The sequence below is a fragment of the Streptomyces antibioticus genome, assembly GCF_002019855.1.
Classification (GTDB): Bacteria; Actinomycetota; Actinomycetes; order Streptomycetales; family Streptomycetaceae; genus Streptomyces; species Streptomyces antibioticus_B.
Map to the genome: position 1 here is coordinate 445509 of NZ_CM007717.1, position 14369 is coordinate 459877.

Annotated in this window: 16 protein-coding genes; 6 read left to right on the forward strand and 10 right to left on the reverse strand. The window is 68.8% G+C overall.

Going from position 1 to position 14369, the window contains the following annotated elements:
* Positions 1–4: 4 nt before the first annotated feature.
* The 5 genes from AFM16_RS02030 to AFM16_RS02050 form a co-directional block, all read right to left on the reverse strand.
* On the reverse strand, positions 5–733 hold the full coding sequence (locus AFM16_RS02030) for a response regulator transcription factor (protein WP_245177608.1): 729 nt from the start codon (positions 731–733) through the stop codon (positions 5–7).
* Positions 734–737: 4 nt separating this feature from the next.
* Entirely contained in the window at positions 738–1613 is an 876-nt protein-coding gene (locus tag AFM16_RS02035) for an ABC transporter permease (RefSeq protein ID WP_078631944.1), read from the reverse strand.
* Positions 1613–2545 (reverse strand): ABC transporter ATP-binding protein, encoded by a 933-nt coding sequence (locus tag AFM16_RS02040; protein ID WP_078631946.1) that lies wholly within the window; start codon positions 2543–2545, stop codon positions 1613–1615. Before AFM16_RS02040 ends, AFM16_RS02035 begins: the two co-directional genes overlap by 1 nt.
* Before the next feature lie 521 nt (positions 2546–3066).
* Positions 3067–4572 carry a carboxylesterase/lipase family protein gene (locus AFM16_RS02045; RefSeq protein WP_078631948.1) on the reverse strand — a complete coding sequence of 502 codons (1506 nt, stop codon included), beginning with the start codon at positions 4570–4572 and terminating at the stop codon, positions 3067–3069.
* 76 nt (positions 4573–4648) lie between these two features.
* Positions 4649–5482 carry an SDR family oxidoreductase gene (locus tag AFM16_RS02050; RefSeq protein WP_078631950.1) on the reverse strand — a complete coding sequence of 278 codons (834 nt, stop codon included), beginning with the start codon at positions 5480–5482 and terminating at the stop codon, positions 4649–4651.
* A gap of 100 nt (positions 5483–5582) precedes the next feature.
* On the opposite strand from AFM16_RS02050, the gene AFM16_RS02055 reads away from it, so the two are divergent.
* A complete protein-coding gene (locus AFM16_RS02055) occupies positions 5583–6398 on the forward strand; it encodes a helix-turn-helix domain-containing protein (RefSeq protein WP_078631952.1) in 816 nt (271 codons plus the stop codon).
* Here the strand turns inward: AFM16_RS02055 and AFM16_RS02060 are convergent.
* Positions 6382–7416: a CE1758 family FMN-dependent luciferase-like monooxygenase gene (locus AFM16_RS02060; RefSeq protein ID WP_078631954.1), complete on the reverse strand. Its 1035-nt coding sequence runs from the start codon at positions 7414–7416 to the stop codon at positions 6382–6384. The two genes, AFM16_RS02055 and AFM16_RS02060, sit on opposite strands and share 17 nt — an antisense overlap.
* A gap of 167 nt (positions 7417–7583) precedes the next feature.
* On the opposite strand from AFM16_RS02060, the gene AFM16_RS02065 reads away from it, so the two are divergent.
* Positions 7584–7994, forward strand: coding sequence for a PPOX class F420-dependent oxidoreductase (locus AFM16_RS02065; protein ID WP_078631955.1), 411 nt, complete (start codon positions 7584–7586; stop codon positions 7992–7994).
* Here AFM16_RS02065 and AFM16_RS02070 read toward each other — a convergent pair.
* The 4 genes from AFM16_RS02070 to AFM16_RS02085 form a co-directional block, all read right to left on the reverse strand.
* Complete coding sequence (locus AFM16_RS02070; RefSeq protein ID WP_078631957.1) at positions 7981–8490, reverse strand: YceI family protein; 510 nt, start codon at positions 8488–8490, stop codon at positions 7981–7983. The two genes, AFM16_RS02065 and AFM16_RS02070, sit on opposite strands and share 14 nt — an antisense overlap.
* A gap of 65 nt (positions 8491–8555) precedes the next feature.
* A complete protein-coding gene (locus AFM16_RS02075) occupies positions 8556–9014 on the reverse strand; it encodes a hypothetical protein (protein ID WP_143648291.1) in 459 nt (152 codons plus the stop codon).
* Positions 9015–9037: 23 nt separating this feature from the next.
* Complete coding sequence (locus tag AFM16_RS02080) at positions 9038–9667, reverse strand: LUD domain-containing protein (protein ID WP_051780071.1); 630 nt, start codon at positions 9665–9667, stop codon at positions 9038–9040.
* 287 nt (positions 9668–9954) lie between these two features.
* Positions 9955–10539 carry a TetR/AcrR family transcriptional regulator gene (locus tag AFM16_RS02085; protein WP_078636808.1) on the reverse strand — a complete coding sequence of 195 codons (585 nt, stop codon included), beginning with the start codon at positions 10537–10539 and terminating at the stop codon, positions 9955–9957.
* A gap of 202 nt (positions 10540–10741) precedes the next feature.
* On the opposite strand from AFM16_RS02085, the gene AFM16_RS02090 reads away from it, so the two are divergent.
* From AFM16_RS02090 to AFM16_RS02105, 4 genes are all read left to right on the forward strand, one after another.
* Positions 10742–11710: an alpha/beta hydrolase family protein gene (locus AFM16_RS02090; RefSeq protein WP_078631961.1), complete on the forward strand. Its 969-nt coding sequence runs from the start codon at positions 10742–10744 to the stop codon at positions 11708–11710.
* Positions 11711–11767: 57 nt separating this feature from the next.
* A complete protein-coding gene (locus AFM16_RS02095) occupies positions 11768–12517 on the forward strand; it encodes an SDR family NAD(P)-dependent oxidoreductase (RefSeq protein ID WP_078631963.1) in 750 nt (249 codons plus the stop codon).
* Between the two features lie 63 nt (positions 12518–12580).
* The gene (locus AFM16_RS02100) at positions 12581–13318 is read left to right on the forward strand and encodes an SDR family oxidoreductase (protein ID WP_078631965.1); all 738 of its coding nucleotides are present in this window, start codon (positions 12581–12583) and stop codon (positions 13316–13318) included.
* Positions 13319–13362: 44 nt separating this feature from the next.
* On the forward strand, positions 13363–14265 hold the full coding sequence (locus AFM16_RS02105; protein ID WP_078631967.1) for an SDR family oxidoreductase: 903 nt from the start codon (positions 13363–13365) through the stop codon (positions 14263–14265).
* Positions 14266–14369: the final 104 nt, after the last annotated feature.

Here is a 14369-nt window from a genome sequence, read left to right on the forward strand (position 1 = left end):
TCGTTCACTGCGGGGGCCTGCGCAGCATGTAGCCGGTGCCGCGCACCGTGTGGATCAGCCTGGGCTCCTTGGTGTCCATCTTGCGGCGCAGATAGCTGATGTACGACGCCACGATGCTGTCGTCCCCGCCGAAGTCGTACTGCCATACGAGGTCGAGGAGTTGTTCCTTGGACAGCACCTGCCCGGCGTGCTCCATCAGCACCCGCAGCAGACTGAACTCGGTGGGGGAAAGCTGGACGGTGTGGCCGGCGCGTGTCACCTGACGGCTGACCGGGTCCAGCGTGAGGTCGCCGACCACCAGGCGGCCGTCCGGCTGCTGGCCGCTGACGCGGCGCAGGATGGCGCGGATGCGCAGGATCAGTTCCTCCAGGTTGAACGGCTTGGTGACGTAGTCGTCACCGCCGACGGTCAGCCCGTTGATCCGGTCCTCGGCCGCATCACGTGCCGTGAGGAAGAGCACGGGCGGCGGACCGGCCGGCGATGCCGGCAGCTCCTGCCGCAGCCGGCGTGCGACTTCGAAGCCGTCGAAGTCCGGCAGCATGACGTCGAGCACCATCAGGTCGGGCCGCTCCTGCCGGACTGCGGCCAGTGCCTCGGCACCGGTCGTGACGGGTGTGACGGCGAAACCGGCCAGGCGCAGGCTCGCGGACAGCAGTTCGCGCAGTGTGGAGTCGTCCTCCACGACCAGCAGGTGTTCCGCCATGACCGTCCCGTCCTGATGATTGGTGCTCATCCTGCTATGCGTCCCGCTTGCGGAAGGTGAAGAACGCGGCGGTCAGCACGATCACGACGCATCCCGCCATCACCGCGAGGCCGGGCCAGGGGTGCAGCAGCGCCGGATCGTGGTAGCCGGTCATGATCTGACCGCCGGCGGAGGGCGGCCAGTAAGTGTGGGTCCAGTCCGACAGTGCTCCGGGAAGGGCCGGGCCGAACGCCGGAACGATCAGGAACACGGTGAACAGGGTGGTCACCGTGGCCGTCGTCGAACGGATCAGTGTGCCCACGGCAAGTCCCAGAAGCCCGGCCAGAGCGAGGAAGAGGGCGCCCCCGAGGACGGCGCGCCACGCCGTGGGGTCCGCCGGCGTCATGTGCGGTGCTGCCGCCCTCTTGAGCGCCGCCTGCCCGGCGAGGAACCCGGCGAACGTGAACACCAGGCCGGTCAGGAAGGCGACCGTGCAGAGCACCAGGGCTTTGGCGGCCAGGACACGGCTCCGGTGCGGGACCGCGGTCAGGGTGCTGACCACCGTACGGCTGCCGTACTCCGCGGTGATGACCATGCCGCCCAGCAAGGCGATGGTGACCTGGGCCATCATGTAGCCCCTCATGCTGAGGGCCAAGGGGTCGAAGGTGAGCTTGTCCGCGGCCGTCATGGCGGCGAATTCGTCACCGGCCGACGAGCCCACCAGGGTGGCGATGGCCGCTCCCATGGCGATGGTGCCGAGGACGACGTACAGGGTCGAGCGCATGGTGCGGATCTTGATCCACTCGGCGTGCAGTGAATTCCGCAGCGTCGCACGGCCCGCGCGCTGATCCGGCCCGGACGGCTTGCCGGCCGCCCGCCTCCGGGCGGTGTCCGCCGTACGGGAGCGCGCACGGATTGCGGTGGTGACCATCAGGCGGCTTCCTTGTCTGCCGAGTACTCGACGTCTGCCGAGTACTCGACGCTGTCCTGGGTGAGTGCCATGAAGGCGTCTTCGAGGGAGGCTTGCCGAAGGGTCAGTTCGTGCAGTTCCACGCCGTCGGCCGCGGCAAGGGCGCCGATCTCCCGGGCCTCGATACCCGCCACGGTCAAACGGTGCTCACCGTCGGCTCGCACCAGCGCGCCCGCGGCGGCCAGCCGTCGGCCGAATGCCTCCGCGTGCGGGCTGCGTACGACGACCTCGCGCGCGGCGTGCTCGGCGATGAAGTCGGCCATGCCGGTGTCGGCGATCAGACGCCCCCGGCCGATGACGACGAGATGGTCGACGGTGAGTTCGATCTCGCTCATCAGATGGCTGGACATCAGTACGGCCCTGCCGTCGGCGGCCATGCGCCGCATGAGTCCTCGCATCCAGACGATGCCTTCGGGGTCCAGCCCGTTGAGCGGCTCGTCCAGCACCAGTACCGGTGGGTCGCCGAGCAGGGCGGCAGCGATGCCGAGCCGCTGTTTCATCCCCAGTGAGTACGTCCCGGCCGCTCTGCGGGCCGCCGCGGCGAGCCCCACCTCTTCCAGCACCGCGTCGACTCGGCTGCGCGCAAGCCCGTTGCTCGCCGCGAGCGCCAGCAGGTGGTGATAGGCGCTACGGCTGGGCAGGACCGCGCCGGCGTCGAGGAGCGCGCCGATGGCCCGCAGCGGCGCGGGCTGCGCGGTCATCGGCCTGCCACCGACAGTGGCCGTGCCGGAGGTGGGCGCGTCCAGCCCCAGGACCATGCGCATGGTCGTCGACTTGCCGGCGCCGTTCGGCCCCAGGAAACCCGTGATTTCCCCGGAACGAACGGTGAAACTCAGGTCGTCGACGGCGAGCACCTCGCCGTACCGCTTGGTGAGCCCCTGAACTTCGATCATCAGTTTCTCCAGAGCTTGCTGCACAGTGCGCACCCGAGCGGTGCGTCTGAGAGCAAGGCTGGTGTCGGGGCCTGGACCCAGTTTCGTGATTCTGTACGTCGTATGTGAGGCGGGACCGGAGCGGCGCCGCAGATGGGCAGGTCAGAGCCTTGGATCAGCTCTGATGGCGGAAGGCGCACCCCGGAACTCACACGAAGCTCACAGAAACGAGCGGGCTGTCGCAGAGCGGGCCGCCCTCAGCGAGCCGGGCCGTGCCGGTCCGCTGCCACGAGCGGCAGATAGATGGTGTCGGCGATCTCGGTGATGTCCTCCTCCGGCACCGGTTGCGAGGTCCCGGAAGAAGTCCCCGAAGAGCGCCATCAGGTGCGCTGCGACGCCCACTCTGCGTGCGTTCACCTCCAGCGGCAACTCGATGACGTCGTCGCGGAGAGATCCCGTGTCGGGTGTGGCGATCGGATCCTGGCGAAGTGCGTGCTCGACCGCCGCGCGGGCCAGTTCCGCGAGCGGGTACAACCGCGTTGTCAGAGGCGCAGGTCGACGTCGTCCCAGGCTGCCCGTCCGGCGCTGTCCGGGTCGTCCACGACGCCAGTGGTGTCGTTGAAGACCATGGTCGGACGGCCGGGCGTCTCGTACTGCGGCCAGGTGGGTACGTGGCCGGTGGCGGCGGGATCGCCGGTGGTGGCGAAGGAGGCCCAGGCGCCGTGCATGGCTGCGATGACGTTCTGTGGTGCCTGTTCTCCGATGAGGGCTCGGGTGATGGGCAGGGCGAAGTCGTCGAAGACGAAGGGGCCTTCGATGCCGTGGGAGGCACCGACGCGTCCGCCGAAAGCGGGGCTGCGCCAGGCGAACTGGTAGACACGGGTCGAGCCGCCGGCGCGCTGGTGTGCTTCCGCGATGCGCAGGGAGGGGATGCGGAAGGCCCGGTCGGAAGCCATCGAGATCTCTGGCGGGATCGGAGAGCCGTGCTCGTGGCTGCCTTCGTAGACGTTGAGGATCTGCTGCTGCAGCGCCGGGTCGGCGTCCCATGCGCCCGGTGACATGCCCGTCTCCGCGGCGCCCATGTCCTCCATCAGTCCGTACAGGGTGCACTCGTCGCGGTTGGTGCCGATGATCAGTTCGACGTCGGCGCCCACGCCGTCGGCGATGGCGTCGCAGGGCGGGCGGGGCAGAAGGTCGCCGCTGGTCAGGGGGACGAAGGGGATGGTCATCCGGCCGCACCGGGGGTGTTCTCCGCGCTGCACCTCGGACATGATCTCGCGCTGCGCCTTGTGGATGCGGTCCGGGGCGAGGGTGGGCAAGTCGGTTGCCTTCACGCCGAGTTTGGCGAGCATGATGTCGGCGACGGCCTCGGCCGCGTCGGCGGGAAAGCCGAACACGGGTGCGCCGGCGGCGCTTTGTGACACGGCGCGCCGGAGCAGGCCCTGCGCGTCGGGGCAGCCGAGCAGGGAGTTGACGAACGTGGCGCCTGCGGAGCTGCCGAAGACGGTGATGTTGTCGGGGTCGCCGCCGAAGCGGGCGATGTTGTCCCGGGTCCAGCGCAGTGCGGCGATCTGGTCGGCCAGGCCGTAGGCGCCCGAGGCGGTGGCGTAGGCGTCGTCCAGATGTCCGGCGTGCAGGAAGCCGAGCGCTCCGAGGCGGTAGTTGCAGCTGACGAGGATCACGCCGTCGCGGGCGAAGGAGGTGCCGTCCGTTCCCGGATCGGCGTTGGAGCCCATCAGGAAGCCGCCGCCGTGGATCCAGAACAGGACCGGCAGCCGGGAGGCTCCCTGTGGCGCCCATACATTGACCGACAGGCAGTCCTCGCCCGTCGCCCGGTCGGTGAACAGGCCCGAGGACGGCTGCGGGCAACGCGGGCCGTAGTCGGTGCACTCCCGTACGCCCTCCCAACTGCTGCGTGCGACGGGCGGTCGGAAGAGGTTCGGGCCGAAGGGCGCCTCGGCGTAGGGGATGCCCTTGAACGCGGCGATCCCACCGGTGAGCGTGCCCCTGACCGTTCCGGCCGTCGTCCTGACGTCGATGGTGTCCATGGTGATGTGGTGCTCCGGTGCTCCGGTGATGCGGCCTGGACGGGTAAGCGGTCAAGCCTGTGGCGTGGGCGGGGCTTCACGCGTCCGCGTCGGTCTCGGCGGCGCCGGCCCGCTGCGGCTCGATCTGGGCGAGGCGTTTGCGCAGCGCGGTGGTGGCGCCCTGGTAGCTGTCGCTGCCCAGCACCAGCCGTATCGGGGCGGGTTCCTGGGACGCACTGTCGATGATCTTGGCGGCGACCTTGACCGGGTCCCCGGGCACCGGGACCGCGATGTCCTTGAAGACGCGTACGGCCGCGGCCGGGGTGTTGTCGTAGGCGGCCAGCGGTTCGCTCAACTGCAGGCTGCTGCCGGCGAACGAGGTACGCGCGCCGCCGGGCTCGACGATCGTCACCTCGATGCCGAACGGGGCGACCTCGGCGGCCAGGGCCTCCATGAACCCTTCGACTCCCCACTTTCCCGCGTGGTAGAGCGAGGCGCCCGGGTGGGCGGCGAGTCCGGCGACCGAGGAGAGCTGGATGATCCGGCCGCCGCGCTGGGCGCGCAGGTGCGGCAGCGCCGCGCGCGCCGTCTGGATCGAGCCGAGCAGGTTGGTGGTGATCTGGTGCACCACTTGTTCGTCGGTGAACTCCTCGGCGGCGCCGAAGAGGCCGTAACCGGCGTTGATCACCACGACGTCGATTCGGCCCAGCGCGTCGAAGGCGGCGTCGACGACGTCCCGCACCCGGGCCAGGTCGGTCACATCGAGGTGCCCGATCCAGAACCGCTCGGCGTACTCGGCCCGCAGGTCATCGACCGAACCGTCCTGCCGCACCGTCCCGGCGACGCGGTCACCGCGCGCGAGAAGCTGCTCGGCCAGCTCCCGGCCGAACCCGCTGCTGACCCCTGTGATGAACCAAGTCCGTGTCGTCATGTCCACACCTTCACCGGTGCGAATCGAGGGAGCCAGTTCCCGTTGTTCCTGGTAGTCACAGGGACACCCACACTCGATTGCGGCCGCATAAGCTGAGGGCGTGGACAACGCTCTCGGAGACTTTCTGCGAGCCCGTCGCGAACTCATCACACCGGCCGAGGCGGGTCTGGCGGCCGGACACGGGATACGCCGGGTGCCGGGGCTGCGTCGTGAGGAAGTGGCCCTGCTGGCGGGTATCAGCGTCGAGTACTACCTGCGCCTGGAACAGGGGCGCGACCGCAATCCCTCAGCCCAGGTGATCCACGCACTGGCCGGGGTGCTCCAACTGGACGCCGAAGGCACGGCCTATCTGATGTCGCTGACCGGCCGAAGGCCCCGTCGTGGGCAGGGTTCTGGGGACGAACGCGTGCCCGCGAACCTCGTCCTGCTGCTGCACACCCTCAACGTGCCCGCCATGGTGTTCAACAAGTACAGCGACGTGCTGGCCGCGAACCGTATGGCCCGAGCCCTGTCACCGGAGATGAAGCCCGGGACGAACCGCCTGCGTGTGCTGTTCACCGAGCAGGCGGCACGCGACTATCGCGACGACTGGGAGACGTACACAGCCACCGCAGTGGCCCACCTGCGCGCCCGCATCGGCACCGAGACCGACGACGAACGTCTCCACGCCCTGATCGGTGAACTCTCCCTCAAGAGCGAACGGTTCCGCCGGCTGTGGGCGCGCCACGACGTACGCACGGCACAAGAGGTCACCTTCCGCATACGGCATCCGCAGGCAGGCCCGATGGAACTGCTCGTCGAAAAGTTCCAGGTGGCCGGCCCGCAGGAGTGGGAAGTACTGCTGCTCCACGCCGCTCCGGGCACCCCCACAGCCGACGCCCTGGACTTCCTGGCCACGCTCAGCGCCTCGGAGTAGGGGATTCGGCGAGTTCTTTCCTCAACACGGGCAGCACCTCGCTGCCGACGAGGTCGATGACGTTGTGGATCTTGGACTCGGGCATACCGCCGAAGTCGAAGCCGAACAGGACCCTGCGCAGGGTGCCGAAGTGCTCCGGGAACCTCAGCACCTTCTCGACCACCTGCGCCGGGCTGCCGACCGTCAGGCCGGTGGTCGCCGTCTCCTCCTCCATGGACACACCGGACCGGGAGTGGATGGGGTGCGCGTCGTAGTAGGGGCGGTACTCCCGCATGGCGTCCTGCGAGTTCGCGTGCACCCAGATCCCGGATCCCGCGCCGACGATGCCGTCCTCGGGCGCACCGTGACCGTGATGGGCGAAGCGCCGGCGGTACAGCGCGACGGAACGGGCGTAGTGCTCCATCGGCGCGAACATGTTGTTGACGAAGAAGCCGTCGCCGTATCGTGCCGCCTGTTCGGCGATCTCGGGGGTGCGTACGGAGCCGTGCCATACGAACGGCGGAACGCCGTTCAGCGGCCGGGGCACCGAGGTGAAGCCCGTCAGCGGCGCGCGGAACCGCCCGGCCCAGTTCACGTTCTCCTCGCGCCACAGCAGGCGCAGCAGTGCGTAGTTCTCGACGGTGAGCGGAAGGCTGTCCTGGACGTCCTGGCCGAACCAGGGATAGACGGCCGGCGTGTTTCCGCGGCCGAGCATCAAGTCGACCCGGCCGCTCGCGAGGTGCTGGAGCGTCGCGAATTCCTCGGCGATCTTCACGGGGTCGTTGGTGGTGATGAGCGTCGTCGACGTCGAGAGCGTCAACCGCTTGGTCCGTGCCGCGATGTAGGCCAGGAGCGTCGTGTCAGAGCTGGAGAAGTACGGCGGGTTGTGATGCTCGCCGATCGCGAAGACGTCGAAGCCGGCCTCCTCGGCGTGGACGGCGATGCGCATGAGCGCGTGGATGCGTTCGTGCTCGGAGACGAGAACACCGCTGACGGGGTCACGCGTGATGTCGCCGATGCTCGATATGCCGAATTCCATGTTCCTGCCTCCGTGAGGGGGACGACCGGCTTTCATCTGGCTGTCGCAGCCGCCTGAGCTAGGCGGGGTATAGTCCGTTTACGTTCCATCGGTGATGCTCGCCTGTCGGCTCAAGGACGGGCCCACGCGTCGCCTCTCCGCCGACACTCGCCCGATCAAGGGGATCCATGAGCGTCTTCACTGCCAACGAGCAGACGTACCTCGACAGCCAGCTCCTCGGCCGCCTGGCAACTCTCGCCCCCGACGGAGCGCCTCAGGCCAGGCCGGTCGCTTTCGTCTACAACCGCGAGTACGACACGATCGACATCGGCGGCCACAACCTCGTCGCCAGCCGCAAGTACCGCAATATCCAGGCCGACCCGCGTGTCTCTCTCGTCATCGACGACCTGGCCTCGACCACACCCTGGAATCCACGGGGCATTGAAATCCGTGGCACCGCCGAGCTTCTCGCCGCCGAGCCGCTGCGGCCGGGCTTCGACGCCGCACTGATCCGCATCCATCCCGCCCGCGTACTCGCCTGGGGCCTGGACACCGACCCCTACGAGCCGCCGAACGCCCGCAACGTCACCTACGGGTGAACCCGAGCGTCGAGGTCACCGTCGTCAGGCCACGCATCATCCCCAGCCTGTTCCAGTCCAGGCCGAACTGGTCCCGGTCGACGGTGAACTCGGTGGTCAGCGTGATCGCGTCCGGGCTCGACTCGGTGACCTTCACGGTGACGGTCTGCGGGCGGCTGACACCGCGTACGGTCAACTGGCCTTTGACCTCTACGACGTCGTTCTGGCGGAACACCGCGTCCCGGACTGCGAAGACGAGCGTGGGGTGGTGCTCGACGTCGAAGAAGTCCGCGCTGCGCAGGTGCTCATCGCGCTTGGTGTGCTTGGTGTCCAGGGAGGCGGCGTCCAGGGTCACCGCGCCGCGGACGGTGCCGTCGGGGCGGACCTCGCCCTCGCCGGAGACACCGGTGAACGTTCCCTTCACGGTGACCATGCCCCACATCGTCACGTGGCTGATGGCGACGGTGGAGCGGGTGGCGTCGAGCTGCCACAGGCCGGTTTCTACAGCGGTGGTCATGGGTTCTCTCCTTGATGAGTACGTACTGAATTGACGACCACGGGTGGCGGGTGAGCCCCGCCTGCTCAGGGGAAGGTCACGCCGACCGTGTAGACACCGCTGCCGCTGGTCGCCACTACCTCGACCCGGTAGGCGCCGGGCACCCCCTCGTAGGAGAGCGTCTTGACGTCTTCCTCACCCGAGGAGGTCGCGACGGTCCGGAGCCCGCCGGTTCCGAAGTGCCTGAGCACGAGATCGAAGTCCGCGCCGTCCGGCCCGTCCAGACATGCGTCGATCGTGCCTGCCCGGGCGACGATGAAGTAGCTCCACGGGATCGAGGTCCTGCCTTCGACCACTCGGCCGGACGCGGTGAAAGCGTGGTCCGCGCAGTCGATCGCGGCCGAGGCCGTCGGCACGGCGGTTGTCTGCGCGGCGACGGCAGGCGAGGTGGTTGCCAGGCATGCGGCGAATACGGCGGCACCAACGGTCGCGATCGATCGATGACGTCTCACGAGGTCCTCTCCACAACGGTTGAAGAGCTTCACTTGGCGAGTGCTTCCTGCGGGTCTCAGAACCCGACGTTCTGGCGGATCAGCACCAGGTGAATGCGGCCGGGCTGCTCCTGCCGGATCTCCAGGAGCTTGCCGATGTAGCTGTGCTGCCCGTACGCGGCCTGCGCCCGGACGTCCTCGAGCTTGAGGCTGTGCTCGACGACGCGCTCGTGAGCAGCCTGCAAGGTGGGGACGAGCTTCTGCGTGCCGGCCACCAGGATGACGTTCGGGGCGTCCCAGACGTAGGCGGCGAGCTGGCTGCCGGTGGCCGAGGCGATGACCAGGGTGCCGTCGGCGGTGATGGCGTGGACGCTGCCGAGGGCGTAGTCGGCCTGCCCGGCGATGGCCTTCATCTCCTGCTGCTGGGTCTGGAAGTCCAGCGTCATCATCTTGTTGCGGGCCGACACGTACGGGCCGTCCGGGTCGTTGATCGCCGCTTCGATGCCGGACTCCCGCAGCGTGGCCGAGGTGTTGGTCATCACGGGCGAACCGTGCGGGATCCGCTTCAGCACGCTCTGCCGGGCGGACTCGAAGTCGTCGACGACCTCCACGCCGAAGCCGTGCTCCTCGAGCGCGGCCACTGTCGCCGTGAGGGTCTGCTCGTCCGGCAGCGTCGTGAAGCGCGCCTCGCCGTCGATCGTGGTCATGGGTTTCTCCCTTGTGGAGTGGGGCTCGGCAGAGTCGCGACACACGGTTCTGCCCGTTGGCCGACAGGCGCGGAACCATCCGGTCGACGTAAACGGACTTTACCCCGCTTAGTGAGTGCAGGCAATGCCGGAGGTCGGCACGCAGGACGGCGAACGCGTCACGCGTCACGCACGCTCAGCGGTTTGGAGGCTCTGACCAGGAAATTCAGCGTGGTCTCGGTGAAAGCAAAAAACCCGTCCGATCTTGCGATCGGACGGGTACATGAAGGGGTTCCTTCTCACACTGCTCAGGGGCGGAGCCCCCGCAGGAGCAGGTCGATCAGTCTGCGCGGGTTGTAGCGGGGATCCTGGTCCGGGGCGATGCAGAGGTTGCCGATACCCCGCATCAGCTCATAGGGCTGGATGTCGGCGGAGACTTCGCCCGCGTCGACGGCGGCATCGAGGAGCTGCTCGGCAACGGGCAGCAGCCGGTCGAGGAAGTACGCGTGGAGGGTGGCCGAGCTGCTGTCCGACTGGGGGATCGCGGCGAGGCCGTGTTTGGTGACCAGGAAGTCGACGAAGAGGTCGACCCACTGACGCAGCGCCACCATCGGGGACTCGCTCTCGGCCAGCAGGCACGGACCGGCCTCGGCGCACTCCTCGACCTGGTGGCGGAAGACGGCTACGACGAGATCCGCCCGCGTCGGGAAGTGGCGGTAGAGGGTCCCCATGCCCACGCCCGCTCTGGCTGCGACCTCACGGACGGGCGCATCGACACCGGATGTCGCGAACACCTCCGCAGCCGCGGCGAGCAGCTTCTTCTGGTTGCGCACCACGTCGGCCCGCTTGGCCGTGATCGGCACGTCTCCGGACTGCTCCGCACTGCTGGGCACCACGCCTCCTCTCCCATGACCGCCGCTCAGGCGGGATGAACCTCTCCGGTTGCAAAGCGGAGCGATGCTCCGTATCGTAAATGGAGCAACGTTCCGCTTCGTCGAGTTTAGCCGAGCCCGAACGTTTCTCACCGCTCCCACCCGCCCTCCGTGCCTCGACGTGCCGCGACCAGCCACGGAGGCCTCAGAAAGGGGCACACCCATGCCTGAGTGGACTTCCGTCGCCGACTCCTACCTGCACCCGTCCGCCCCGCCCGTGATGTCGGTCAGCCCCATCGCGCTGGCCGTGCCCGGACGCCCCCTGGACCTCGAAGTCCGTGTCTCCGCACCCCTGACCGGTACCGACCTGCCGGTCATCCTCCTGTCGCACGGCCACGGCGGGGCCTACGGCCTGTCCTCGCTCGACGGCTACCTCCCCCTCGCCAAGGTCTGGGCGGCCCGCGGCTTCGTCGTGATCCAGCCCAACCACCTCAGCGCCCCGAGGCTGAGCCGCCTGGTCGGCGACAGGCCCGAAGCGCCGCTGTTCTGGCGCTCGCGCGCCGAGGACATGAGCCACATCCTCGACCGGCTCGACGAGATCGAGCAGGCCGTACCGCAGCTCGCCGGGCGCGTCGACCGCGGCAAGGTCGCGGTGGCCGGGCACTCTCTGGGCGGCTTCACCGCCGAACTCCTCCTCGGCGCCCGGATCACCGACCTCGACACGGACGAAGAGGTGAACCTCCTGGAGCCCCGGATCACGCAGGGCGTGCTGATCGGCGCGACCGGCAGGGGTGGCGACACGTTCAACGGCTTCGCGGCCGACCGGGTGCCGGTCTTCCGCACCATGAACCTCACCACGATGACCACGCCCGCGCTTGTCGTCGCCGGCGACAAGGACGACTCCCAGCACTGGACGACCATGGGGCCGGACTGGCACGCCGACCCCTACCACCTGGCCCCCGGGCCCAAGACCCTGCTGACCGTCTTCAACGGTGAGCACCTCTTCGGCGGGATCCAGGGCCACGACAGCGTCGAGACCTCGGACGAGAGCCCCGACCGGGTCGCCGCGGTCGCCGAACTGACCGCCGCCTACCTGCTCACCGCGTTCGGCTCCGACGACACCGCCTGGCAGACGGCGCAGGACGCACTCACCACAGGCCCCGACGCTTTCGGCCGCGTCGAATCCAAGTAGTCGCCAGGACCCCATCCCGAGGGCTGGGCGACCAGCCCACCGAGAGGAGCACATCCCATGCAGAACACTCCCGTAGCCCTGGTCACCGGGGCGAACGCAGGCATCGGCCGGCAGGTGGCGAAGGAACTCGCCGGGCACGGGTACACCGTGCTCGTCGGCTCCCGGGACCTGGGCCGCGGCGAAGCCGCCGCGGCCGAGATCGACGGGGACGCCCACGCGGTGCAGCTCGACGTCACCGACGAGGGGTCGATCGCGGCCGCCGCACAGCGGATCCGAAACGAGTTCGGCCGCCTCGACGTGCTGGTCAACAACGCCGGCATCTCGTTCGTCGGCGATGCCGACACGCCGCTGGAGGAGCGTGCCCGCGCGGGCCTGCTCACCGAGGTGTCACCCGACGTCGTCCGCCAGTTCTTCGAGACGAACGTCATCGGACCGATCGCACTGACGCAGGCGCTGCTTCCGCTGCTCCGCGAGGCCCCGGCGGCGCGGATCGTCAACGTGGGCAGCTCCGGCAGCTCACTCACGCTGAACGCCGACGAAAGCAACCCGCAGCGTTCCATGTTCGGTATCTATCCGACCTCGAAGTCCGCGCTGCACGCCGCCACGCTCGGATTCGCCACCGCCCTGGAGCCGGCCGGCATCAAGGTCAACGTCGCGGACCCCGGTTTCACGGCGACCGCCCTCAACAACTTCCAGGGCACGAAGACCGTGGAGGAAGGCGCCCGGCACGTCGTCCGCATGGCGCTCATAGGACCTGACGGTCCGACGGGCACGTTCTCCGGCGACGACGGTCCTCTCCCCTGGTAGCAGACCGGACACCAGCGCCACCAGCACCAGCACCAGCACCAGCACCAGCACTGAAGGAATTCCATGAGTCACCCCATGATCGCCCTGGTCACCGGCGGCAACAAAGGCATCGGCCGCGAAATCGCAGCCCAGCTCGCCGAACTCGGCCACACCGTCCTGATCGGTGCACGAAGCGTCGAGCGCGGTGAAAAGACCGCCGCCGAACTACGCGCAGCGGGCGGCGACGTCACCGCCGTCGCCCTCGACGTCACCGACCCCGCCTCGGCGTCCGCCGCTGCCGAGACGGTCCGGTCCCGCTTCGGCCGCCTCGACGCACTGATCAACAACGCCGGTGTCAGCCACCAGCCCGGAGCCGACTTCGCCGGGCAACTGCCCCGCTCGGCCGATGTCGACCACGTCCGCCACGTGTTCGAGACGAACGTGTTCGGTGTCATCACCGTCAGCAGCGCGTTCCTGCCGCTGCTGCGCAACTCCGACAGCCCGCGGATCGTCAACGTATCCAGCAGCGCCGGCTCCCTCGCGGCGATCTCCGACTTCGCCAACAGCGATCCCATCGCGCTGGGCTACGTCCCCTCCAAGACCGCGCTGACCGCGGTGACCATGATGTACGCCCGTGACCTCGCCTCCGAGAAGATCCTCGTCAACGCGGTCTGCCCCGGGTTCGTCGCCACCGACCTGAACAACCACCGCGGGACCGGGACTCCGCAGGACGGTGCTCGCCAGGCGGTTGCCATGGCCACCATCGGTGCCGATGGCCCCACCGGGACCTTCACCGACGTCGACGGCCCCGTTCCCTGGTGACCGCGAACTCATCGGCCGGATTCTCAACCACTGCGAGGAAAACAATGCACGTCCTTGTCACCGGTGCCACCGGATGGATCGGCTCCGCTCTCGTCCCCCGACTCATCGCCGCAGGCCATCAAGTCACCGCAACCACACGGTCCGACACCGCCGCGGACGCGGTGCGAGCACTCGGTGCCGAGCCCGTCCGGGCAGACCTCGAGGACCCCGACTCGCTGCGCCGTGCCGCTGAGGCGAGCGGCGGGGTGATCCACCTCGCATACCGCCACGACGTTGCGTTCACCACGGACCCCGCTGGGGCGGCCGAGACGGAATACAAGGCCGTGACGGCAATGGGTGAAGCCCTGGCCGGGACCCAGCGGCCTTTCGTCATGGCCGTCGGCCTCGCAGGTCTCCCCGAGGGTGAGGTGGCAACAGAAACCGACCGAGCAGTTCCAAGCGGGCCTGCGGGCAAGCGCATCGAGGCCGTCGAGCATGTCCTCGGTCTCGCCGAGCACGGGGTGCGGTCATCCGTTGTCCGCCTTCCCCCGACGGTCCACGGCACGGGCGATACCGGGTTCGTTCCCCAGCTCATCAGTCTCGCCCGTCGAACCGGGCGGTCGGCCTACGTGGGCGCGGGGGACAATCGCTGGCCCGCGGTGCACCGCGATGACGCCGCGACGCTCTTCCGGCTCGCAGTCGAAGAAGCGACCGCCGGCACAGTCCTGCACGGAGTCGCCGAAGAAGGCGTGGCCTTCCGCGACATCGCCGAAGGAATCGCGACCGTCCTCGGCGTCCCTGCGAGGTCACTCGACGCAGACGCGGCATCCGACCACTTCGGCGGGTTCGTACGACTCGCCGGCGGAGACTTCCCGGCATCCAGCACGCTCACGCGTGAGCGCCTCGGCTGGGCCCCGTCCGAACCGGGCCTGCTCGCCGAGTTCGCCGCCGGCAACTACCCGTCCTGACACCGCCGAAAGTCGCGGCTGCGCAGCCACGCCCCATGCCCACGTCTGCGTCGGCATCACCTGGGAGCAAAAACGGACTATCCCCCGCATGGTGGGACGACTGT